This is a genomic window from Rosenbergiella collisarenosi (assembly GCF_018494085.1).
GTDB classification, from domain to species: Bacteria; Pseudomonadota; Gammaproteobacteria; order Enterobacterales; family Enterobacteriaceae; genus Rosenbergiella; species Rosenbergiella collisarenosi.
Window position 1 is genome coordinate 59,466 of sequence record NZ_JABBFP010000008.1, and the last position, 23,001, is coordinate 82,466.

The window sequence follows — 23,001 nt, forward strand, 5'->3', positions numbered from 1 at the left end:
ATCATAGAGTAAGCTATCTAGGAGGCGAGTTATGGCAGGTCATCCCCCGTATCCCCGTAAAGCATGGATTATTGAGGTTTCAGATGGTCAAGGCGTGGACAAAGTAGGTCACTATGAGCTCAGGGCCGATCATCCCTACCCCGATACCCTGATTAGCCAGCATTCTACCCGCCAAGATGCGGAAGACGCGAAAGAGCGTTATGTCGGCGAAGATAAGGAATAATCTGTAGGCCATGTGCAACGTACACATGGCCTTTTTCACTTAGTGCTTGCGAATATACATATCCTGCGTTTTATAGAACCCTAAGCGGCTGACTGATACGCCCCCCACCCAGGGTTTTACTAAGATATTTTGTACATAATAGTATAAGGGGATCGCCGGGACCTCCTTGCTGAGAATATCCAACGCCTGCTGATAGTCGGCTCTGGCTTTGGCCGGGTCGGTCTCAGCCGCCGCTGCGTTGACCAGTTTATCGTAAGCAGTATTACTATATTTCCCGTCGTTTTGCGTATTCCCCGTCATATAATTATTTAAGAACGTCGGCGGCGCATCGTAATCGGCGAGCCAAGACTGGCGTACCAGTTGGAAATCACCGCTATGCTGCGTCTGAATTAACGTCTTCCACTCTTGATTACGCATGGTAACTTGCGCGCCTAGATTCTTTTTCCACATCGAGCTTAGCGCGATAGCTATTTTTAGATGATCTTGTTGTGTGTTGTACAGCAGCTCTGCCTTCAGCGGCTTGTCCGCGCTAAAACCCGCCTCGGCCAATAACTTTTTCGCTTGTGCGATGCGTTGTGCCGGGGTCCATTGTGCAATCTCGGTTGGCTGATAGGTTTCTCCGCCAATTTGCAGCGGCATCAGGGTCCAAGCCGGTTTCTGCCCCATACCCAAAATCTTATCGGTGATGATCGATTTATCGACGGCTAAGTTCAGTGCCATGCGCACGCGTGGGTCGTTAAACGGCGCCTTATTCATATTGAACCAATATTCATAGACGCCGAGCAGCGGAGTCTGTTTTATTTGTTCAGGGATCGTCTTCTTAATCTGCGCAAAATTCACGGTTGGAATAGTGTCTGTAATATCAATCTCACCGCTCTGGTAACGGTTTAACGTGGCCGAAGGTTCGGCGATAGGCAGATAGGTGATTTGATTGATAACCGTTGCCTTATTGTTCCAATAATGGGGGTTACGCTGTGAGATAAAGCGTTCGTTAATCACCCACTTGCTCGGTTTGAACGCCCCACTGACAACGATGTTTGCAGGCTGTGTCCATTGCTCGCCAAACTTCTCGACATTCTGTTGATTTACCGGGAAGAAGCTTGGCGATGCCGCGGCTTGCAAAAACCACGAAACGGGCTGGGAGAGCGTCACCTGGAAGGTCTGCGCGTCTAACGCTTTAACGCCTAGGGCTGAAGGGGGGAGCTTCCCGCTCATCACCGCGTCGCTATTTAGCACATGAACAGCGCTGACATAAGATTGATAGGGTGATGCCGTTTTCGGATCGGCTAAGCGCTGCCAGCTGTAGACAAGATCCTGCGCGGTAATGGGTTGACCATTCGACCAGGTGATCCCTGGGCGTAAGTGGAAGGTCCAGACTTTATTGTCTTGGTTATCCCACTTCTCGGCTAATTCCGGATGAACCTTCCCCTGGCTGTCCAAGGCAACGACTCCTGCAAAGCTATCGAGAATGATATTGAAGGCTTCATTGCTTTCTGCCAGTTGTGGATCGAGCGTCGCCGGGTCGGAACCATTGGCGCGCGTGATCTGCTGTTGTGCCGCGAGCACCGTCCCCGCAGGAACTACAGCGGCGAGTACTGTACTCGTCGCGCCTAATCCAAATAATGCCATCATCGCTAAGGAAAGAATTTTACGTTGCATCATTAACCTCATCACCTGTAAGCAAAAAAAAGCGAGCTTAAACGCTCGCTTGAATAATTATGAGAACTGGCTGATCGACGTGAGTCGATCAAAATAATCAGGGAACGTCTTCGCCGTACAACCTGGGTCGAGAATCGTCACCGGCGTATCGGATAACGCCACAAGAGAGAAACACATCGCCATCCGGTGATCGTTGTAGGTCTCAATCTCAGCGTGCTGCAACTGGCGCGGAGGGGTAATAGTGATATAGTCCTCGCCTTCGATAACGTCGGCGCCCACTTTGCGTAACTCCGTCGCCATCGCAAATAACCGATCGGTCTCCTTAACCCGCCAATTGTAGATATTAGTCATGGTCGTCGTGCCCTCGGCGAAGAGTGCGGCGGTCGCAATCGTCATCGCGGCATCAGGAATATGGTTCATATCCATCGTAACCGCTCGTAGCGGCGCCCCAGTACAGGCGATGAAGTCATCCCCCCACTCCACTGCGGCACCCATTTTCTCAAGGACTTCAGCAAACCTAACATCACCCTGCACACTATTACGACCAATACCTGTGACTTTTACGGTTCCACCGCGGATCGCAGCAGCCGCCAAGAAGTAGGAGGCAGAGGATGCATCGCCCTCAACCAGAAATTCCCCTGGCGCTTGGTACTGTTGCTGACCCTGTACAACGAAACGTTGATAATCTTGGTTATCGACAGTGACGCCGAAGGAAGCCATGAGGTCGAGAGTAATATCGATATAGGGCTTAGAGACGAGTTCGCCCTTAATGGTAATGACGGTTTCGCCTTGGGTTAACGGCGCGGCCATTAACAGCGAAGTGAGGAATTGGCTGGAGACAGATCCATCAACACTCAGGTTGCCGCCATTAAAGCCACCCTGCAACCGGATAGGGGGATAATGTTCATTTTCCAGGTAAGTCACCGTCGCTCCCCCCTCGCGCAAGGCGTCAACGAGGTGCCCGATCGGTCGCTCTTTCATTCTCGGCTCACCCGTTAACACGATAGCGTTTTCAGCGAGCGAGAGTGCCGCGGCTAAGGGGCGGATGGCCGTTCCCGCATTGCCTAAGAACAGCTCTAGTGGCTCACGGCTTTGTAAGGGGCCGCCGATCCCGGTCACCGTACAGACGGTACGATCCTCTGAAAGGTGGTAGTCCACCCCCAGTGCCGTCAACGCCGTTAACATATGGCGAATATCATCACTGTCTAAGAGGTTGGTCAGGCGGGTAGTGCCCTGTGCCATCGCAGCAAGAAGAAGTGCACGATTCGAGACGCTTTTAGAGCCTGGAAGATTAACGGTTCCACTCACGTGGGAGATAGGTTGTAAAGTCAAAGATTGCATTAAGATACTCATATAACCACTTTCCCGGCGTACGCGGGGAAAGTGTTAAGTTGAAAATTAACCGTGACGCTGTGCGAATTCTTGCATAAAGGTCGTCAACGCTTGAACGCCTTCGAGCGGCATTGCGTTATAAATCGAGGCACGCATTCCCCCGACCGCACGGTGCCCTTTCAGGGCGTGCAAGCCAGCGGCCAGCGACTCCTCTAAGAATAGCTTATCGAGGCTCGCATCGGCTAACTGGAAGGGAACGTTCATCTTAGACCGGTTTCGAGCAATGACGTTGTTACGATAGAAATCGCTGTTATCAATCGTTCCATAGAGCAGATCGGCTTTCGCTTGGTTCTGCTTAGCCATCGCCTCGATACCGCCTTGCGCTTTCAACCATTTGAAGACAAGACCCGAGAGGTACCATGCGAAGGTCGGTGGGGTATTGAACATCGAGTCATTATCGGCGAGAGTTTTGAAATCTAGTACCGAAGGGAATTGTTGGAGGGTTTTCCCCAATAGATCTTCGCGCACAATCACCAGCGTGAGTCCCGCCGGGCCGATATTTTTCTGTGCGCCTGCATAAATCACACCGTAACGGCTGATATCTAACGGACGAGATAGAATGGTTGATGAGAGGTCGGCGACCACGAGGCGGTCGCCGAAATTCGGTTCTTCGTCAATCGCCGTGCCATCGATAGTCTCATTTGGACAATAGTGGACATAGGCGGCGTTATCATTCAGCGACCATTGATCCATCGGTAATAGGGCAACCTTGCCATTTTCCGTTGTTTTAATATCAATAACGTTGGGGGTGCAAAATTTCTCTGCTTCCTTAATCGCGCTGTGCGCCCAATAGCCACCATCGATATAATCGGCATGTTGGCCTGAGCCTAGCAGGTTGGCAGGGATAGCCGCGAACTGTGCACGTGCGCCACCCTGGCAAAATAAGACTTTATAATTGGCAGGAATGGAAAGTAAATCACGAAGATCTTGTTCTGCTGTCTCGGCCACTGCAATAAACTCTTTACTGCGGTGGCTAATTTCCATTACTGAGGTTCCTAACCCTTGCCAATCGAGCAGTTCTGCTTGAACTTGTTCTAACACTGCTTTTGGTAACATGGCGGGACCGGAACTAAAATTGAACACCTGCGTCATTGACCTTCACCCTTTATTATTCTGTCAAAGAATTTGTGCTGAGCCTTCGGTTTTATCACTGCCAGAATATTGCTGCAATAGATAATCTGCTCTCGACCAAAGATTGCTGGAAAACCCCGCACAACGATAGCCGCCCACGGCGAAAAAACGTATGATAGCCGTTATCATTTCTAGATTAACCAGAGAGCGCCACCATGTCGCAAACTTTTATCCCCGGTAAAGATGCCGCCCTTGAAGATTCCATCAGCCGATTTCAAGACAAACTTCAACAGCTTGGTTTCACGATTGAAGAAGCCTCATGGCTTAACCCTGTGCCGAATGTTTGGTCTGTACATGTCCGTGATAAAGATTGCGCACTGTGCTTTACCAATGGTAAAGGAGCCACCAAGAAGGCGGCCTTAGCCTCTGCGCTCGGTGAGTACTTTGAGCGTTTATCCACCAACTATTTTTTTGCTGACTTCTGGCTGGGCGATGCCGTAGCGAATGGTCCTTTCGTTCACTATCCCGATGAGAAATGGTTCCCGCTAAGCGAGGACGATTCATTACCCGAAGGTATTCTTGATAGTAAACTCCGTCAGTTTTATGACCCAGAAAATGAGCTGAGCGGTTCTGATCTTATCGATCTGCAATCGGGTAACCACGAGCGCGGAATTTGTGCCCTACCTTTCTCCCGCCAGTCTGATTTACAGACCGTGTATATCCCAATGAACATCATCGGCAACCTGTATGTATCTAACGGGATGTCTGCCGGTAACACGGCCAATGAGGCGCGTGTTCAAGGGCTATCCGAAGTCTTTGAGCGTTACGTCAAAAATAAAATTATCGCCGAATCGATCAGCCTGCCGGAAATCCCGGCTGACGTGTTAGCTCGCTACCCTAGCGTTACCGAAGCTATCGCCCGTTTAGAAGCGGAAGGCTTCCCGATTCTGTCATACGATGCCTCACTCGGCGGCAAGTACCCGGTGATCTGCGTCGTGTTATTCAACCCTAGCAATGGTACCTGTTTCGCTTCCTTCGGCGCCCACCCTGATTTCGGTGTCGCACTTGAGCGTACGGTGACCGAATTGCTACAGGGTCGTGGATTAAAAGATTTAGATGTCTTTACTCCTCCCACGTTCGACGATGAAGAAGTTGCTGAACACACTAACCTCGAAACCCACTTTATCGATTCAAGCGGCCTAATTTCTTGGGATATGTTCAAGGATGGCGGCGATTATCCATTTATCGACTGGTCGTTCTCAGGCACTACCGAGCAAGAGTTCGCGACGTTGATGGCTATTTTCCAACATGACCAGCAAGAGGTCTATATTGCTGATTACGAGCACTTAGGCGTATACGCATGCCGTATCATCGTGCCAGGCATGTCCGATATCTATCCAGCGGAAGACCTGTTATTAGCCAACAACAATATGGGCGCCGACCTACGCCAGATTATCCTGTCATTGCCTGGATCAGAGTGGGAAGCGCAAGAGTATCTGGAATTAATCTCTACACTGGATGATCACGGCTTAGATGACTTTACCCGTGTACGTGAGCTGTTGGGTATTGCGACAGGGAAAGATAACGGTTGGTCTACGCTGCGAGTCGGTGAGTTGAAATCGATGCTCGCCTTAGCCGGTGGCGATATCGATCAGGCCTTAACTTGGGCTGAGTGGACGATCGAATTCAACGGTTCGGTCTTCAGCGCAGAGCGTGCCAATTATTATCGTTGTTTGCAAACGCTGCTACTTTTGGCACTGGAAGATGAACGCCATGCCGTCGATTACCTAAATGCCTTCACTAAAATGTACGGGGCTGAAACCGTTGAAGCAGCTTCTGCGGCCGTGAGTGGTGAGGCGCCGTTTTATGGACTGCAAGAGGTTGACGCGGCACTCACCGCCTTCCCAGCGCATCAATCTCTATTAGCGGCTTATGAAAAGTTACAGGTGGCTAAGCGCCAACATGCGCAAGGCTAATTAAGCGGAAAAAAGGCCTTAGCTTACTCATAAACCCCATCTTCAGGATGGGGTTTATTCATACGATGCATTTATATGAAGCTGCTGATATTCAGTAATTGATTATTCGATACTTACCAGTGCCTTACCTATATTTCCGCCTTTAAGCATTGAGAGAAATGCGCCTACAATATTTTCAAAACCGTAATACACTGTTTCTTGTGGTACTACCTTGCCGCTCTGAATATGAGGAATAATAAATTTCTCCAGCTCATTTTGATAGGTTGTGTAATCGCGCACCAAGAATCCTCGTAGAGTTAAGCTCTTACCTACAATATCAAAAAGATTATTAGGCGAAACGGATGGTGTTAAAGCGCTGTATTGTGCAATTGCGCCGATTAGTGCAGCACGTCCAAAATTATTGAACACTGTAATGGCTGCCTCAAGTTGCTCACCACCGACATTATCTAAATAGACATCGATGCCCTCTGGAACTATATCGCGCAATTGAGCGCTAATCCTTCCTGATCGATAAACAAAGGCATCTGTATAGCCTAATTTCTCAGTCAGAATATTAGCTTTTTCAGGGTTCCGAGTACTACCGATTATACGTTTTGCCCCCAGTAGTGCCGCAAACTGGCCTGCTGCTGAGCCTACTCCGCCTGCGGCCGAGGATATGTATATTGATTCACCAGGTTGTAAGCGAGTAATTTTCGTTAGCGCTATCCATGCAGTAAGTCCAGTACCACCTAGCAGGCTTAGCCATGTACGCAAGGGCACACCCTCAACAGGCGTTATTTTACGACTTTCTTCCGCGGTAACCTGAGCATAAGCTCGCCAACCTTTTCGATGGAATACCCAGTCACCTCGATTTAAGGCTGGGTTAGTTGATTTTACTACTCTCCCTATCGTTCTTCCTTCTAATGGTTCGTCTAATTCCCAGTCTCCATCCATGCACTCCCGCATATAAGGATCTATAGAGAAATGGATATTTTTTACCCAAGCTGCCCCATCTTGCAATGGCTCAAGGGGTTGATCAACAAACCGGAAGTTTTCGATTACGGGCTCGCCATGAGGTCTGGAAATTTGGTGAACAAAGGTATTATGAACATTCATTAGATTATCACCTGCCACGTATGCCGCCTCATTTATCGTTGAACGAGATAATGATTTTATTCTTGTGATCTCGAGTATTTAAATGATTATTTAGCAATATGTTTTGATGAATTAATATAAGAACATTAGCCATCAATAATAGGCTTAAGCTTAATTAATAAATTATGAATAACATTACAGCCATCTATTAATGGACCACCAATCTAAAATTAAAAAATTGAAAACCAATAAAATACCTTCTACAAGTTTTTTAAAATACAGTGTAAGTAATTTATATTAAAAATTCAGTAGCGTTAGGTCAAGGCGGCCAAACTGAGCTTATACACAATAAGCCATGAAAATTAAATTATCAAAGATGAATGAAAGATAAAAAGCTTATTAAATTAATTTAATAGGTTTTATTAAAATTTATCAATTAAACCAATAATTTTATCGGGTAACGGTAAATTATCCTCGATAATTTTGTCTTCAGTATCGGTACCCTATTCAAGGGATGTTTACTCGTACACGTAAACCACTCACCTCATCAGAGGTTAGACTAGGTAGCATACTTATCAAGCTACATGATTCGATGCTCATACCCTCGATTTACCAAGCTAGTACGGCCTGATCTCAAAATCTATACGGTAAGCTTAAGTGTCATAAATTTAGTACAAAGACCCTACTAACGAAGAGGCCTGTATTAGATATATTATTGGAATAAAAAAAAGGCCTCAATCGAGGCCTTTTTTTATGCGTGAGCAATAGGGGTCGCCTGCTGATCCGTTTTACGCAGCAACATCATCAAGTATACAAACGCCACGATTGCGATCATCACGAATAAGATATTGTCTGACCAGGTTTCCATCAGTAACGACGTAATCGCGGGCCCTGCAAGACTTCCGGCGGTATAGCTGAGCAACAACGCTTGATTCATCGGGATCAGCTCGGACTTAGCGACTCTTTCGCAAGCCCACGCCATCGCTACCGGATAGAGGGTGAAGCCCGCGCTGCCGAGAATAAATAATCCGGCCACCAACGAGGCATTCATCAACATGGCAATTGCCGCGAGGATAACGACAAAGACCTGTACGCGCAGTACCAGTAAGCGCCCATAACGATCGGCTAATTTACCCAACGGCCACTGCGCGATGATACCCGCACTGATTAAAAGCGCCATCCAATATCCGACATTACTATCGCTCATTCCTTTATGAGAAAGATACAGCGGCATCAGGCCGTACAGTGATCCTAAGACGACGCCGGAGATAATGCATCCGTTGATCCCCAGACGGGATTGACGACGAAAGAACATCTTTATCACGCCGGGTTGCTTAGGCGTTTCTAATGCCTCTTCCGCCTCCCCCGCGGTGACCGCGACAAATAATAATGGGATAATCGCCAACATCATCAGGGTCACCAAAGCGGGGACTAACGCGCTGACCGATAATGGCATGGCACTGATAAACAGCTGCCCGAAAACGGTACCAAGGTAATAGACAATCATATAGGCCGCGAGCAGACGTCCGCGATTCGAAATAGTCCCGGAGCAGAGTAAGGCGCTTTCAACAATCACCCACAGTAAGGCACAGCCATTACCGGCGATAAAACGCCAAAATGCCCAGCTTTCAAAAGAGTGGCTAAAGACTAAGACTAAGGTCGCGATAGCGAAAATCGCGGTGGCTAAATAGTAGCTACGATTGAAGCCTAAGCGGTTAATTAATTTACCCGCAAATAGCGTACCGGTAAGGTTTCCGGTAAAGAATGCTGAACTGATTAACCCAATTTGTAGGGTTGACCATGACTCGTGGGAAAGCCACAGCGGAATTTGTGTATTGAGCACAGCGATGCATACCGTTAAAAGTAGCAAGCCACTCAGTAAAAGCACAACTGGACGTGAAAGCGCCGACATGATGGTTGGGATAACTCAGAGTAGGGAAAGTAGGCGAATAATGGCAGGGTTTACACCAAAGTCAATTAGCCAAAATTATAGAAGGCATTTTTTGTTTCGGGCAAAAAAAAACTCCATCGTTGCCGACGGAGCTTCTCACCTATTTCGATAATTAGCCGATAAACTCTAGGCCTTTCATATAAGGTTTCAATACTTCTGGCACTTGAATACGACCCTCTGCTAACTGGTAGTTTTCAAGCACAGCAACCAGTGTACGGCCCACTGCCAAACCAGAACCGTTGAGGGTATGAACGAGACGTGTTTTGCGATCACTCTTCGAACGACAACGTGCCTGCATGCGCCGAGCTTGGAAGTCTCCGGTATTTGAGCACGACGAGATTTCGCGATAAGTATTCTGCGCTGGTAACCAAACTTCGAGGTCATAGGTTTTACAGGCGCCAAAACCGATATCACCCGTGCAAAGTAATACTTTGCGGTACGGCAGGTCGAGTAACTGTAAGACCTTCTCCGCATGTCCCGTCAATGTTTCTAAGGCTTCCATGGAGTGCTCAGGCGCAACGATCTGCACCATTTCGACTTTGTCGAACTGGTGCATACGGATTAACCCACGTGTATCGCGGCCATAGGAACCCGCCTCAGAACGAAAACACGGCGTATGCGCAGTAAACTTAAGCGGCAGGGTCTCTTCGTCGATAATCTCATCACGGACGAGATTAGTGACCGGCACTTCAGCCGTAGGAATTAGCGCGTACTGGCTGTTACCGGCTTCTTCGTCGAGAGGACGGGTGTGGAACAGATCATTACCGAATTTAGGAAGTTGTCCCGTTCCGAACAGCGAGTCATGGTTAACTAAGTAAGGAACATACAGCTCAGTATAGCCGTGCTGCTCGGTATGCAAATCGAGCATAAACTGAGCTAAGGCACGGTGTAGGCGTGCAATCTGGCCTTTCATTACGACGAAACGTGAACCGGTGAGTTTCACCGCAGATGCAAAATCTAACCCACCGCTCATCTCGCCCAAATCGACATGGTCTTTCACCGGAAAATCATACTGCTTAGGCGTACCCCAGCGTAAGATTTCCTGGTTCTCACTATCGTCTTTCCCATCGGGAACCACATCGTCGGGGATATTGGGTAGGGTTAAGGCTAGCTGGCGGATTTCACTCAGTAACGCGTCGAGGTCGGCTTTTGCCTGATCTAACTTTTCCCCTAACACATTGACTTCGTTTCGCAATGGCTCGATATCTTCCCCGCGCGCTTTCGCTTGGCCGATCGATTTGGATCGTGCATTACGCTCGGCTTGCAACGTTTCCGTTTCAACTTGCAGAACCTTACGACGCTCTTCGAGCGAGCGCAGCGTTTCTACATCTAAGGTGAATCCTCGGCGTGCCAGTTTTTCTGCAACTGCGTCTGGCTCATTACGCAGCAGATTGGGATCGAGCATGCTAATCCTGTTTAAGTAAGTGAAAAAAACTTGTCGTGAGTCACGACAACGATAAGTGTCAGATTACCGGAATGTTAATTGCGGCGGTAGCGTTTTGTCTGACTATTATGATCCTGCTCGGTAAGCCAGGCGAGTTTTTCAGCAATTTTGCTTTCGAGGCCACGAGAAGTTGGGTGGTAGTAACGAGTCTGCGCCATCTCGGGAGGAAAATAGTTCTCGCCAGCCGCATAAGCGTGTGGCTCGTCATGGGCATAGCGGTACTCTTTCTTCAGCCCCATTTCTTTCATTAAGGCTGTTGGGGCATTACGCAGGTGGTCAGGCACATCGTAGTCAGGCGAGTGCCGAGCATCCTGCATCGCTTGGTTAAAGGCGGTATAAACTGCGTTGCTTTTGGGCGCACAGGCTAGATAGACCAGCGCCTGGGCTATCGCCCTCTCCCCCTCTGCCGGACCTACTCGGGTATAACAGTCCCATGCTGCGAGCGCCACCTGCATGCCGCGCGGATCGGCATTCCCCACATCTTCTGAGGCGATAGCCAATAAGCGGCGCGCGACATAGAGCGGATCGCCGCCCGCGGTGATGATACGCGCGTACCAATACAACGCGGCATCTGGGGCAGAACCGCGCACCGACTTATGCAAGGCAGAGATGAGATCGTAGAAACGGTCGCCTTTATTATCGAAGCGCGCGCTCCGTTCACCAGCGATCTCGGTGAGGAGCTCGGGGGTTAGCAAACGTTGGTCTTGCGCTGAAACCTCCGCCATATCGGCCATCATCTCTAAGGTATTGAGCGCTCGCCGTGCATCGCCATTGACCAGCTCAGCGATCATTTTACGGGTAGCGTCGGGTAGAACAAGATTTTGCCCCGCTAACCCACGTTCGCTATCGGCCATCGCTTGGTCGAGGATACTTTCTATCTCCGCATTGCTTAACGACTTCAATAAATAGACCCGCGCCCGGGATAACAGCGCAGAGTTAAGTTCGAAGGAGGGATTTTCCGTCGTCGCCCCAATAAAGGTAATAGTACCGTCTTCAATATGAGGTAAGAACGCGTCTTGTTGGCTTTTATTGAAGCGGTGTACCTCGTCAACGAACAAGATCGTGTGTTGTCCAGATTGACGATTGATACGGGCTAATTCGATCGCTTCGCGGATCTCTTTGATACCGGAAGTGACGGCAGAAACGCGCGAGACGTGAGCTTGCGCGTAGAACGCCATGATCTCCGCAAGCGTCGTTTTTCCGGTACCGGGAGGCCCCCACAGGATCATAGAGTGAAGGTGTCCCGCTTTAATCGCTTTAGCGAGGGGTTTACCGGGCGCTAGAATATGATGCTGGCCGATATACTCATCGAGTGTTGTCGGGCGCATCCTCGCAGCCAATGGTTGAAATGCGGCTGGCGCAAAGTCTAACGATAGATTACTCACGGCTTCCCCCTTGTTACTTATTGACGCTGATCATCCACCGTCACGCCTTTCGGTGGGGTAAACTGAAACTTAGACGCTTCGATCGCGCCATTTTTCTGACTTTTTAATTGATAATTACTGCGCTGGCCATCTTGCTCGACCGCGCTGAATTGGTTGATGGTTCCCTCTGGAGTCACATCAATACTAAATTGTTTCAAATTCCCGCCACCGGTTTTTGGCGTCAGCGCGAAGTGATCGCCTTGCTGTTGCACATTATAGTTCTTCCAATCAGTACTTTGATTGCGCGCGATAAGCATAAACGGTGTATTACTCGTCGCGTTTTTCAGCCAGGTCGCGCTTACCTGCTCAACAAACGGATTATAGAACCAGAGTGTTTTACCATCAGAGATAATAGTGCTTTCATCCGGAGCAGTCATATGCCAATTGAACAAGCTAGGACGCTTTACCCACAACTCACCTTGTCCCTGTTGCACGTTTGCACCCGACCCATCAGTCACGGTTTGGGTAAAGCTGGCATGAAAGCTATTCACCTTATTCAGGCGTGATTGCAAGGCCGAGGCATCATCGGCGAAGGCATGTAAAGAAAGTAAACTCGCCATCAATCCTGTGGCAACGGTCATCTTTTTCATCACTGGTAATTCCTTATAAGTTCTTGTTCGAGGTGGAATAACTGTAGTCTTAACTTTACTCTTCGAACAGGAGAATAGGTGTAAATAGGATATGGGGACGTTCTTCTTATAGACAATAGGCCAGAGTAAACTCTGGCCTATTTATTCTGCCGACTTAGCGATTACATCTCGTGGGGAGGCGGCGAGAGGACTTCCCGATTACCGTTATTTCCTGGTTCGGAGACGATCCCTTGCGCTTCCATCTGCTCGATGATACGCGCCGCACGGTTATAGCCGATACGGAACTGACGCTGTACACCGGAGATCGAGGCGCGACGTTTCTCAACGACGAAGCCGACTGCTTGATCAAACAGCGGATCGAGCTCTTCACCACTGCCATCAGGCCCGCCAGCGCCATTGTCGCTTTCATCACCCGCGGTAATGCTTTCAATATACTGTGGACGACCGCGAGCCTTCCAGTCTTGTACCACCGCATGGACTTCTTGGTCGCGAACAAACGCACCGTGAACCCGTATAGGCATTGATGAGTTCGGCGGCATATAAAGCATATCCCCCATCCCCAGCAAGGATTCAGCCCCTGCTTGGTCGAGAATGGTACGCGAATCGATTTTACTTGAGACCGTAAAGGCGATACGCGTTGGAATGTTCGCTTTAATTAATCCCGTAATCACGTCCACAGAGGGACGCTGGGTAGCCAGCACTAGGTGGATACCGGCCGCACGCGCTTTCTGAGCGAGGCGCGCGATAAGCTCTTCCACCTTCTTGCCCACCGCCATCATCAAGTCGGCAAATTCATCGACCATAACGACGATATAAGGAAGTTTTTCTAAGACTGGCGGCTGGGTATCCATGCTATCGCCCGGCTTCCAGAACGGATCGGGGATCGGCCGCCCCATCGCTTCCGCTTGTTCAATTTTCTCGTTATAACCGGCGAGATTTCTTACCCCTAACGCTGACATCAGTTTATAGCGGCGTTCCATCTCCATGACGCTCCAACGCAGGGCGTTAGCAGCATCCTTCATATCGGTCACGACTTCGGTTAATAGATGCGGGATCCCCTCATAAACCGATAACTCCAGCATTTTCGGGTCGATCATAATAAAGCGTACTTCATCAGGGGTCGCTTTATATAAGATACTGAGGATCATCGCATTGACCCCGACTGACTTACCGGAACCGGTCGTACCCGCGACCAGTAAGTGCGGCATTTTTCCAAGGTCAGCCACCACTGGGTCACCCGAGATATCTTTGCCCAGCACGATACTCAGCGGCGAAGGGTTATCCCGGAATGCTGGACAGTCGAGTACCTCGCGTAGATAGACGGTTTGTCGATGCTGGTTCGGTAATTCGAGTCCGACATAAGGTTTACCCGGTATGACTTCTACCACCCGCACGGCGATAGCGGACAGCGAACGCGCTAGGTCGCGAGAGAGATTGGAAATACGCGCAGCCTTCACGCCCGGCGCGAGATCAAGCTCAAAGCGGGTAATGACCGGGCCAGGTGAGATCCCGACGACATCCGCCTTGATACGGAAATCCGCGAGTCGTGCTTCGACTAGCTGCCCCGTTTGTTCAAGTGCGAACATATCCACTGGCTCTTCCTCGGCAGGGGGAGCGGTCAATAGGTCTAACGTCGGTAACGGCGTAGTCGGCTTCGCCAACGGCTGTTCGTGTCGCACTAAGAACGGATGGAATAAGCTATCTTTCGCTGCCACTGTTGGAGCTGGCTCTACGACAGGTTGCGTTTCAACCGGCGCAGCTTGCGGGATCACTGGCTCCACGCTAGGGCTAGGCGTCGGTTCCGTAGGCGTGAGAGTAAAAAGCGGTTCACTTGGGGTGTCGTCGACCAACTCTTCCATCGGGGAAAAACTAAAATCAGAGAGATCGAGGAGCGGTGATTTTTCAGCCGGACTCGATTGCGGCGATTGTTCATAGCGTTGCTGCTGCACCGCATGGAACTGGCGAGCCAACTCCTCTTGCTGCGCTTGTTCTTCAATATCTACCTCCGGCTCGGAGGAGATAGCCGATGGGGTCTCGATATAACGCTCGGACTGCTGCGCAGAGAATTGTGCCGCTAATTCAGCCGTCTGGTTAGCCAGTAGCTCTTCATCAGTCTGATCAGACTCCTCGCGCTGGCGGTTCTTTTCTTCCGCCTGGCGTTGCGAGGGTAACTTAATGCCATAGGAGGCCAATTCGCGGCGCGTAGGAATACGCACTGGATTCGGACGCGGGAGTTCGGGACCAATTCCTTGTTTTACTTGCGAGCTAGTTCCTGACTCTTTCAGCTTTTGGCCTGAGAGATCGGGATGAGTCAGTTTACCCATACTCGCCGCTGCAGCAAAAGGTGATTGTGCTTTCGCGACAGCTTCGGCTGCCACTGGGGTAACGGCAGCAGCAGGTGCTTGGGCCATCGAGGGCTGGCTGACAGTTGGCGTAATTGGTGCCTTAACCGGTTCAATAGCAGTCGCCGCAGGCGATGCGGATTGGTACGCTTGGCTTTGCGACGGGATTTCAAAATGATAAACCGGTTGCGCCTGCTCCGTTTCTACAGAGAGGGTATGCTCTGGCATCTGCGCTTGCGGGGCTACGGGCGCCACGGATGCAGAATGCTGTGCGACAGGATCGGGATGCTGCACAACAACCGGTTCACTCTTCGGTGCGATAGTCGGTTCATAGGCTTGTGGAGCCGTGTGTGTAGACTCAGTCCCCGTGTCCTGTTCGACGGGCCGCGGTTGATAGTCTAGTAATGGGTCGTAATCCAGCAGCGGGTCGTACTGAGACTCTGCCGTCTCAGTCGTCGCTGGCCGCGGCGCCAACAGTGGATCGTCATGCTCGGCCTCGACACCTTCTGGTGTCGCTCTATTAACGAGGCGTCGGAAAACATTTTTTCCGCTTTTTTGGGCAGGGACTTCATCCGCAGAGGATTGCTGCGCCACGGGTGGCTCTAACCGTTCTTCCTCTTCCCAGTACTCTTCACCTTGGCGATGGCGTGCAAAAGTGACGACACGCAGTACTGCATTACCAATTTTTTCAGCGATCGTTAGCCAAGACCAGCCGGTATAAAGAGTGATACCCGCAGCCCAGATAAAGAGGAGAATTAATGTGCCCAAGGCAGGTGCAAAAAATTGTGACATCGCGCTGCTGACCAAACTGCCGATAACGCCGCCAGAAGCAAAATACCAGATATCATCGGCATTCAGTGATGCCAAGCCACATGTTGTGACGACTAGGCTCAATACCCCAATAAGACGCAGACCAATGGCGAAAAAGTCGATGTAGTGCTGCTCTTTGAAGCGGTAGCGGTGCGCAATCCAGCATAACCCAAGAATCACGACAGGAATGGCATAAGCCATCATCCCAAAGATGAACAGTAAGGTATCTGCCAACCAGGCACCGATTCCACCCCCCAAATTATGGATAGGTTCGTGCCAAGCCGTTTGCGACCAACTGGGATCAGAAGGGTTAAAGCTAACTAATGAGATCATCAAATAGACGGCAAACAGCGCAATCAGAATCAATAAAGCCTCTAACAAGCGGCGTCCACTACTCATAGGGGTTAAAGCAATATCTTTATCTTCAATGTATTCCTGGCTCAAGAGTACTCTCCAGGTGCCTGTCAAGGGAGGAAGGAACAACGCTAATAACGTTGTCCCTGTATGAATTTACAGGAGTGTACCGAAAAAATTCAGCCTTTGCACCTGTCTGATCTAGCGAGTTTTGATCACTAAACGATTACTTTGCTTAACTTCTTCCATCACAACATAGGTTCTTGTGTCATTGACGCCCGGTAAACGCAGGAGTGTTTCGCCAAGGAGCTTACGATAAGCAGACATATCGGGTACGCGGGTTTTAAGGAGATAATCAAAGTCGCCAGAAACTAAATGACACTCTTGTGTTTCTTCTAGTTTTTGCACCGCCGCGTTAAATTGTTCAAACACATCTGGCGCCCCACGATTCAGAGTTATCTCAACGAAAACTAATAATGAGGCGTCTAGATAATGGGGATTCAGTAGCGCAGTATAGCCGAGGATAAATCCTTGGCGTTCTAAGCGACGCACGCGCTCTAGGCAGGGAGTTGGAGAGAGTCCCACGCGCTTGGAGAGTTCGACGTTGGAGATCCGTCCATCTTTCTGTAGTTCATTAAGTATATTGCGATCTATGCGATCAAGGTCCTTGCTGGGACGCTTTTTGTTATCAACCATGTTTGATTATCTCTTTTATTGCCGAGCCTAAATACAAAGCCCGCCCCTGTGCCCGGGGATTGTTTGGCCCGCTTATGTTGTGTTGTCGCAAATGGCAGTACGCTAAGGCGATTAACCACCTCCCCTGTTTTCGCAAAACAATAGCGGATTGTCAAAGCAAAACATCTTTTTTCAGTACAACATTCGGTATTTTTTTTATTTTTATTCATAGGCTATGATTATTCTCGATAAAACAGCCCTTTTTGCCGCCCTTTTAACCAATTTCTCTAGCGCAGCCCCTTTTATCTCCCCTACCTATTACAACAATAGGCAACAAAACTCACAGAGGCTTTTTTTCGAGGTAAAGATTCCCTACAATCAAGGAAATTATGTAGTGATACTGAGGAATCAAAATGGCCAAACACAGCAAACTCTTAATCCTAGGCTCCGGGCCTGCGGGTTATACCGCTGCGGTCTACGCTGCGCGCGCGAACCTTAGCCCTGTGCTAATTACAGGCGTTGAAAAAGGCGGGCAATTGACCACCACCACAGAAGTCGAAAATTGGCCAGGTGATCCTAAGGACTTAACCGGTCCTCTCCTTATGGATCGGATGCACGAGCACGCGGTTAAGTTCAATACCGAAATTATTCTCGACCAGATCACGAGTGTTGATCTTCAACAGCGCCCGTTTCGCCTTATCGGCGACAGTGAAGAATACACCGCCGATGCGTTAATTATCGCTACGGGTGCTTCGGCCCGATATATCGGCCTGCCTTCTGAAGAGGCTTTTAAAGGACGCGGCGTCTCCGCTTGCGCGACCTGCGATGGTTTCTTCTATCGTAAGCAAAAGGTCGCCGTGGTTGGGGGGGGTAACACTGCCGTCGAAGAAGCGCTTTATTTGTCCAATATTGCCGCAGAAGTCCACCTGATTCACCGCCGCGACAATTTCCGCGCGGAGAAAATCCTGATTGACCGCCTCATGGATAAAGTCAGCAGCGGTAACATCATCCTGCATACTGATCGTACCCTTGAGGAAGTGGTCGGTGACGAGATGGGCGTAACAGGGGTGAAACTCAAATCGACGAATGATCAGTCTATTGCTGAGTTAGCTGTGGCTGGCGTATTCATCGCCATCGGCCACAAGCCGAATACGGCGATTTTCGCTGATCAGCTGACCCTACAAGATGGTTATATCGTGGTGCAATCTGGCCTCGCCGGTAACGCCACCCAAACCAGTATCCCGGGTGTTTTCGCCGCGGGTGATGTGATGGACCATAATTATCGCCAGGCGATCACTTCTGCGGGAACCGGCTGTATGGCTGCGCTAGATGCAGAACGTTATTTAGACGGATTAGTTAGCGAAAATAACTAATTTGTTAAATGCATGATCTAGGTTAATCTTGGCGGCAGCTTATCTGTCGCCTTTTTTGTCTCTGCCATGCTAAAGTTGTTGTCACTTTCAGATAGTCGATGTTCAATTCCAATAGGTCAGTGACTCTCTCGTGGATAAATCAAGACAAAAGCAACTTACCCTCTGGCTCAAGGCGCAGCGTTACCTTGCAAAACGCTGGCTCAATCTTTCAGTGATACTCGGTACAGGTAGCGCGCTGGCTATCCTCTTGCAGGCATACTGTTTAGCAGAATTACTGCAACTAGCCCTGATTGACCATCATCCTCTCTCTCAGCTCTATCCGTGGCTCGCGATGTTGATGGGATGCTTTATCTTACGCGCGGTACTGCATTATCTACGTGAAAAAGTCGGAGTGAAAGCAGGCGAGGTGTTACGGATCGCAATCCGCCAAGTGATTGTAGATCGGTTAGAAACGCTGGGACCCGTCTGGGTCGCCTCCCGTCCGGTAGGGAGTTGGACGACACTGCTCCATGAGCAGATCGAGAAGATGCACGATTATTATGCGCGCTATCTGCCGCAAATGACCTTAGCGGCCGTCATTCCACTGTTGATCCTTATCACTCTCTATCCGATTAACTGGGCCGCGGCGACAATTTTACTGCTTACCGCCCCGCTCATCCCATTGTTTATGGCTATGGTGGGGATGGGGGCCGCGGATGCTAATCGCCGTAATTTCGCCGCACTCGCGCGACTTAGCGGTGATTTTCTAGATCGTCTGCGTGGTTTGGATACCCTGCGCTTATTTAATCGCCGCCAGCCTGAAGAACAAGCTATCGCCGAAACATCCGAACAGTTTCGCTTACGAACGATGGAAGTGCTGCGGATTGCTTTTCTCTCCTCGGCAGTCCTCGAGTTCTTTGCCTCAGTCTCTATTGCCATCGTCGCGGTCTACTATGGTTTCTCTTACCTTGGCGTCTTTCACTTCGGCAGCTACCATGGAACGGTTACGTTATTTGCAGGGTTTATTGCGTTGATCCTCGCCCCGGAATTTTTCCAACCCTTACGCGATCTTGGTAGTTTCTATCATGCAAAAGCGCAGGCGGCTGGTGCGGCAGATGAAATTGAAGCATTTCTCTCGCAGACTGAAAAACTGCTACCGACGCTCCCTGAACAGCCGACTCTTTTACCTCGCGGCACGGCGCTCACCATAGAAGCACGCGATTGGATTATTTATTCTATTGAGGGTGTTCACCTCGTCGGACCGCTTAATTTTCGTCTGGATGTAGGGCAACGAGTCGCTATCGTAGGCCCGAGTGGGTCGGGGAAGAGTACTCTTCTTAATGCCTTACTTGGCTTTCTGCCTTATAAGGGGTCGTTACTGATCAACGGACACGAACTCAATACATTGATTCGCCAAGACTGGCTTGAACGGGTGAGTTGGGTGGGACAACACCCTCGCCTTCTCTCCTGTTCTGTGGCGGAAAATATTTCTGCGCAAGGCACCTTAAGCCAAGAAGCCTTACAGACCATCGTCGAGCAAACCGGTATCGATGAATTCATTGACCGCTTAGCGCAAGGTCTTGCGACAGAGGTGAGCGAAGAGAGTACTAACCTCTCAGTGGGTCAAGCCCAGCGGATCGCTGTCGCCCGTGCACTAGCGAAACAAGGCGATTTATTGCTGTTGGATGAACCGACCGCTAGCCTCGATCGTCATCACGAACAACGTGTTATGCAGAGCCTACAAATGGCCAGCCATCAACAAATGACAGTGATGGTCACCCACCAACTGGATCAATTAACGAACTGGCCGGTGATTATGGTCATGGAGGCGGGCAAGATCGTGCAAACGGGTGATTATACAACGCTTGCCGCAGAAGCTGGATTATTCCAACGTATGATCAGCCATCGCTCAGGGGAGATTGAATAATGAAAGCGTTACTCCCTTTCTTAACATTGTGGCGTAGACACCGCTGGCAACTATTACTCGGCATTCTACTCGCCACGCTAACGTTACTCGCCAGCGTAGGGCTGCTCAGCCTTTCCGGCTGGTTTCTCGCCGCCTCCGCCATGGCGGGTAGCGCAGGGATCTATACCTTTAATTATATGTTGCCCGCCGCTGGGGTGCGGGGTGCGGCCGTTCTGCGTACCGTGGCCCGTTATTTAGAACGCTTGGTCAGTCATGATGCGACCTTTAAGGTTCTTAAACACCTTCGTGTCACTATTTTTAGTAAGGTCTATCCATTGACCCCCGCGGGTACCCACCAATTCCGCCAAGGTGACCTGCTTAACCGTTTTGTTGGAGATGTCGAAACGCTCGACCACCTCTATTTGCGGGTGATCTCTCCCGTGATCGGGGCGGTGTTGGTCGCACTGGTCGTCGGATTCGGCTTAAGCTTTATCAATCTGTCTGCCGCGCTGATTGTGGCGATAGTTATGTTCAGCGTGATCCTTCTTTTCCCACCGATTTTTTACTATAAGGGGAAGCCTGCGGGCGAACAAATTGCTGCCTTAAGTAGCGCCTATCGTCAGCAACTCACTACCCACTTGAGTGCGATGTCAGAGCTATTACTTTTCCCAACGTCTAAGGATTGGCGGGTAACTCTTCAGCAGACAGAGAAAAAGTGGCTCGCAACTCAGGCTCGACAACAGAACCTCAGTAGCCTTGCACAAAGTCTGATCATCGTCTTAACCGGAATAACGGTTATTGCGGTATTTATTACCCTTTCCTATTCTCAAGCGGCTCAGGTCGCCACCGCCGATAGCGCATTATTAATTTTCTGTGTCCTCGCCGCTTTCGAATCTCTTGGGCCTGTTGCGGTAGCCTTTCTCCACTTATCAGAAGTCTCTATCGCCGCCGAACGTCTGCAGCAGCTACTCGTACAGACACCGCAGGTCGACTTTCCCCCCGCGACGCTTGCCGATCCAGGTTCGATCTGTGAGTTGACACTGACTGATGTCGATTTCCGTTATACGGATACTGGCCCTAATGTCCTCGACCAGCTAACGCTGACCGTGGCTGCCAAACAGAAAATCGCCCTCTTAGGAAGTACAGGTTGCGGTAAGACGACTTTACTGCAGCTATTAACGCGCGCTTGGGACCCGATAGCGGGGGAAATTAGGATTAATCAGCAGCCTATTCAGGCTTATTCAGAGACACAGTTACGGTCAATGACGACCGTCGTCAGCCAACGCGTTGCCATTTTTAACCAGACGCTACGTGAAAACTTAACGCTCGCACAACCCTTAGCCGATGATTTACAGCTGACAGAAAGCTTACGTGCTGTAGGCTTAGACGCGCTGCTAGACGGTGCGGGATTGGATGCCTGGTTAGGCGAAGGGGGGCGACCACTTTCCGGCGGAGAACGACGTCGGTTAGCGATTGCGCGTGCCTTACTGCATAACGCACCAATATGGCTACTCGACGAACCGCTCGAAGGATTAGATGCTCAAACCGAGCACCAGATCATGCAACTGTTACTCGCCGTTACTGAGCATAAAACCGTGTTGCTAGTGACTCATCGACTCACAGGTATTGAAGCCGTCGATAAGATCTGTGTGATGGATGAGGGGCGTATTATCGAAATGGGCACTCATCAACAGTTAATGGCGAGCCCATCACGCTATTACGCGTTTCGTCAGCGCCAAAAAGAGCAGCAAGCGCTATGACGGCTAGCTTCTTGCCCTGCTTGGATCACCAACCGATCTCGAGCTTCCCATCACCCGAGACGGCGCTCTGCTCCCCACAAGGTTTGTTAGCTTATGGTGGGGATCTGCAAGCAGAACGATTACTTTGCGCATACCGCGAGGGAATATTCCCGTGGTTCTCTGCCGAAGACCCTATCTTATGGTGGAGCCCGGACCCGCGCGCGGTACTTCCCATCGAGGAATTTCATCTTAGCCGAAGTATGCAGCGTTTTTTACGTGCTTGCCCTTATCATGTAACGCTCAATAATGATTTTCGGGGCGTTATCGAAGGCTGTGCCTCGACACATACTGACGGCACCTGGATCACCGACCAAGTCATCAGCGCATGGTGTGAACTTGCCGCGCGAGGTCAAGCCCATTCGGTGGAAGTATGGCAAGGCACGACCCTGGTCGGGGGGCTTTACGGTATGGCGTTAGGCGGGCTTTTCTGCGGCGAGTCGATGTTTAGTCGGCGAACCAACGCCTCGAAACTCGCATTGCTCACACTATGCCGTCACTTTGCTGGCTTTGGCGGCGAGCTTATCGACTGTCAGATCCTAAATCCGCATACCGAATCGTTGGGCGCGCGCGACCTACCGCGCGCTGAGTTTCTGCAGCAATTAGTCGTGCTACAAAACAGGGTGATTTCGCCGGAATGTTGGGGTAAACAACGCTTATTTTAGGTCTGAATGAATGTTTAACAGGCTTTTTCAAGAAAAAGGTAGTATAATACTGGCGCTTGTTATGCTGGTGGCGGTTTGGTAAACACCTTATTTCTTTCCCCCACTCTCTTCTTGCAGAACCACGATAGGGCATGTAGCGCTAACGGCTAGCCATTCATCGTGTTCTTCAAACGACATAACACCCACATTCACGTAAAGATGGCGCACTTGACGCCCAGCGCTGACCAAATTGGTCGCCTTTTCTTTACACAGGTATAAGAATTCGGCATTATTCTGTCGATTAAACACTTAGTTAGT

The 23,001-nt window shown here is 50.0% G+C and carries 17 protein-coding genes; 6 read left to right on the forward strand and 11 right to left on the reverse strand.

The window, feature by feature from the left end:
* The first annotated feature begins 31 nt into the window (after positions 1 to 31).
* A complete protein-coding gene (locus HGT70_RS12355; protein ID WP_071434835.1) occupies positions 32 to 223 on the forward strand; it encodes a YaiA family protein in 192 nt (63 codons plus the stop codon).
* A 39-nt stretch (positions 224 to 262) separates the two neighbouring features.
* On the opposite strand, the gene HGT70_RS12360 is transcribed toward HGT70_RS12355, so the two are convergent.
* The 3 genes from HGT70_RS12360 to serC are packed head-to-tail and all read right to left on the reverse strand — an operon-like array spanning position 263 to position 4,366.
* A complete protein-coding gene (locus HGT70_RS12360) occupies positions 263 to 1,885 on the reverse strand; it encodes a peptide ABC transporter substrate-binding protein (RefSeq protein WP_214196052.1) in 1,623 nt (540 codons plus the stop codon).
* Between the two features lie 54 nt (positions 1,886 to 1,939).
* Positions 1,940 to 3,223, reverse strand: coding sequence for a 3-phosphoshikimate 1-carboxyvinyltransferase (aroA, locus tag HGT70_RS12365; protein WP_214196053.1), 1,284 nt, complete (start codon positions 3,221 to 3,223; stop codon positions 1,940 to 1,942).
* A 57-nt stretch (positions 3,224 to 3,280) separates the two neighbouring features.
* Positions 3,281 to 4,366: a 3-phosphoserine/phosphohydroxythreonine transaminase gene (gene serC, locus HGT70_RS12370; protein ID WP_214196054.1), complete on the reverse strand. Its 1,086-nt coding sequence runs from the start codon at positions 4,364 to 4,366 to the stop codon at positions 3,281 to 3,283.
* Between the two features lie 194 nt (positions 4,367 to 4,560).
* Between serC and ycaO the strand changes: the two genes are divergently transcribed.
* Positions 4,561 to 6,321: a 30S ribosomal protein S12 methylthiotransferase accessory factor YcaO gene (gene ycaO, locus HGT70_RS12375; protein ID WP_214196055.1), complete on the forward strand. Its 1,761-nt coding sequence runs from the start codon at positions 4,561 to 4,563 to the stop codon at positions 6,319 to 6,321.
* Positions 6,322 to 6,423: 102 nt separating this feature from the next.
* Here ycaO and HGT70_RS12380 read toward each other — a convergent pair whose 3' ends face one another.
* The 7 genes from HGT70_RS12380 to lrp form a co-directional block, all read right to left on the reverse strand.
* Positions 6,424 to 7,434 carry a zinc-binding dehydrogenase gene (locus HGT70_RS12380; RefSeq protein WP_214196057.1) on the reverse strand — a complete coding sequence of 337 codons (1,011 nt, stop codon included), beginning with the start codon at positions 7,432 to 7,434 and terminating at the stop codon, positions 6,424 to 6,426.
* A gap of 712 nt (positions 7,435 to 8,146) precedes the next feature.
* Positions 8,147 to 9,307 (reverse strand): MFS transporter, encoded by a 1,161-nt coding sequence (locus HGT70_RS12385; protein ID WP_214196059.1) that lies wholly within the window; start codon positions 9,305 to 9,307, stop codon positions 8,147 to 8,149.
* Between the two features lie 151 nt (positions 9,308 to 9,458).
* Complete coding sequence (gene serS, locus HGT70_RS12390; protein WP_214196060.1) at positions 9,459 to 10,751, reverse strand: serine--tRNA ligase; 1,293 nt, start codon at positions 10,749 to 10,751, stop codon at positions 9,459 to 9,461.
* Positions 10,752 to 10,825: 74 nt separating this feature from the next.
* The gene (locus HGT70_RS12395) at positions 10,826 to 12,175 is read right to left on the reverse strand and encodes a replication-associated recombination protein A (protein ID WP_071434822.1); all 1,350 of its coding nucleotides are present in this window, start codon (positions 12,173 to 12,175) and stop codon (positions 10,826 to 10,828) included.
* A 17-nt stretch (positions 12,176 to 12,192) separates the two neighbouring features.
* On the reverse strand, positions 12,193 to 12,804 hold the full coding sequence (gene lolA / locus HGT70_RS12400; RefSeq protein ID WP_071434820.1) for an outer membrane lipoprotein periplasmic chaperone LolA: 612 nt from the start codon (positions 12,802 to 12,804) through the stop codon (positions 12,193 to 12,195).
* Positions 12,805 to 12,965: 161 nt separating this feature from the next.
* Entirely contained in the window at positions 12,966 to 16,400 is a 3,435-nt protein-coding gene (locus HGT70_RS12405; RefSeq protein ID WP_241576256.1) for a DNA translocase FtsK 4TM domain-containing protein, read from the reverse strand.
* A 111-nt stretch (positions 16,401 to 16,511) separates the two neighbouring features.
* The gene (gene lrp, locus HGT70_RS12410) at positions 16,512 to 17,006 is read right to left on the reverse strand and encodes a leucine-responsive transcriptional regulator Lrp (protein WP_048911880.1); all 495 of its coding nucleotides are present in this window, start codon (positions 17,004 to 17,006) and stop codon (positions 16,512 to 16,514) included.
* 386 nt (positions 17,007 to 17,392) lie between these two features.
* On the opposite strand from lrp, the gene trxB reads away from it, so the two are divergent.
* The 4 genes from trxB to aat all read left to right on the forward strand — a co-directional run bounded on the left by trxB (position 17,393) and on the right by aat (position 22,704).
* Entirely contained in the window at positions 17,393 to 18,358 is a 966-nt protein-coding gene (gene trxB / locus HGT70_RS12415; RefSeq protein WP_214196133.1) for a thioredoxin-disulfide reductase, read from the forward strand.
* A gap of 130 nt (positions 18,359 to 18,488) precedes the next feature.
* Entirely contained in the window at positions 18,489 to 20,264 is a 1,776-nt protein-coding gene (gene cydD, locus HGT70_RS12420; protein ID WP_214196062.1) for a heme ABC transporter permease/ATP-binding protein CydD, read from the forward strand.
* Positions 20,264 to 22,003, forward strand: coding sequence for a heme ABC transporter ATP-binding protein/permease CydC (gene cydC / locus HGT70_RS12425; RefSeq protein WP_214196063.1), 1,740 nt, complete (start codon positions 20,264 to 20,266; stop codon positions 22,001 to 22,003). The genes cydD and cydC overlap by 1 nt, the downstream gene beginning before the upstream one ends.
* On the forward strand, positions 22,000 to 22,704 hold the full coding sequence (gene aat / locus HGT70_RS12430) for a leucyl/phenylalanyl-tRNA--protein transferase (RefSeq protein ID WP_214196065.1): 705 nt from the start codon (positions 22,000 to 22,002) through the stop codon (positions 22,702 to 22,704). The genes cydC and aat overlap by 4 nt, the downstream gene beginning before the upstream one ends.
* Before the next feature lie 87 nt (positions 22,705 to 22,791).
* Here the strand turns inward: aat and HGT70_RS12435 are convergent, their stop codons facing one another.
* A complete protein-coding gene (locus HGT70_RS12435; RefSeq protein ID WP_071434808.1) occupies positions 22,792 to 22,992 on the reverse strand; it encodes a hypothetical protein in 201 nt (66 codons plus the stop codon).
* Positions 22,993 to 23,001: the final 9 nt, after the last annotated feature.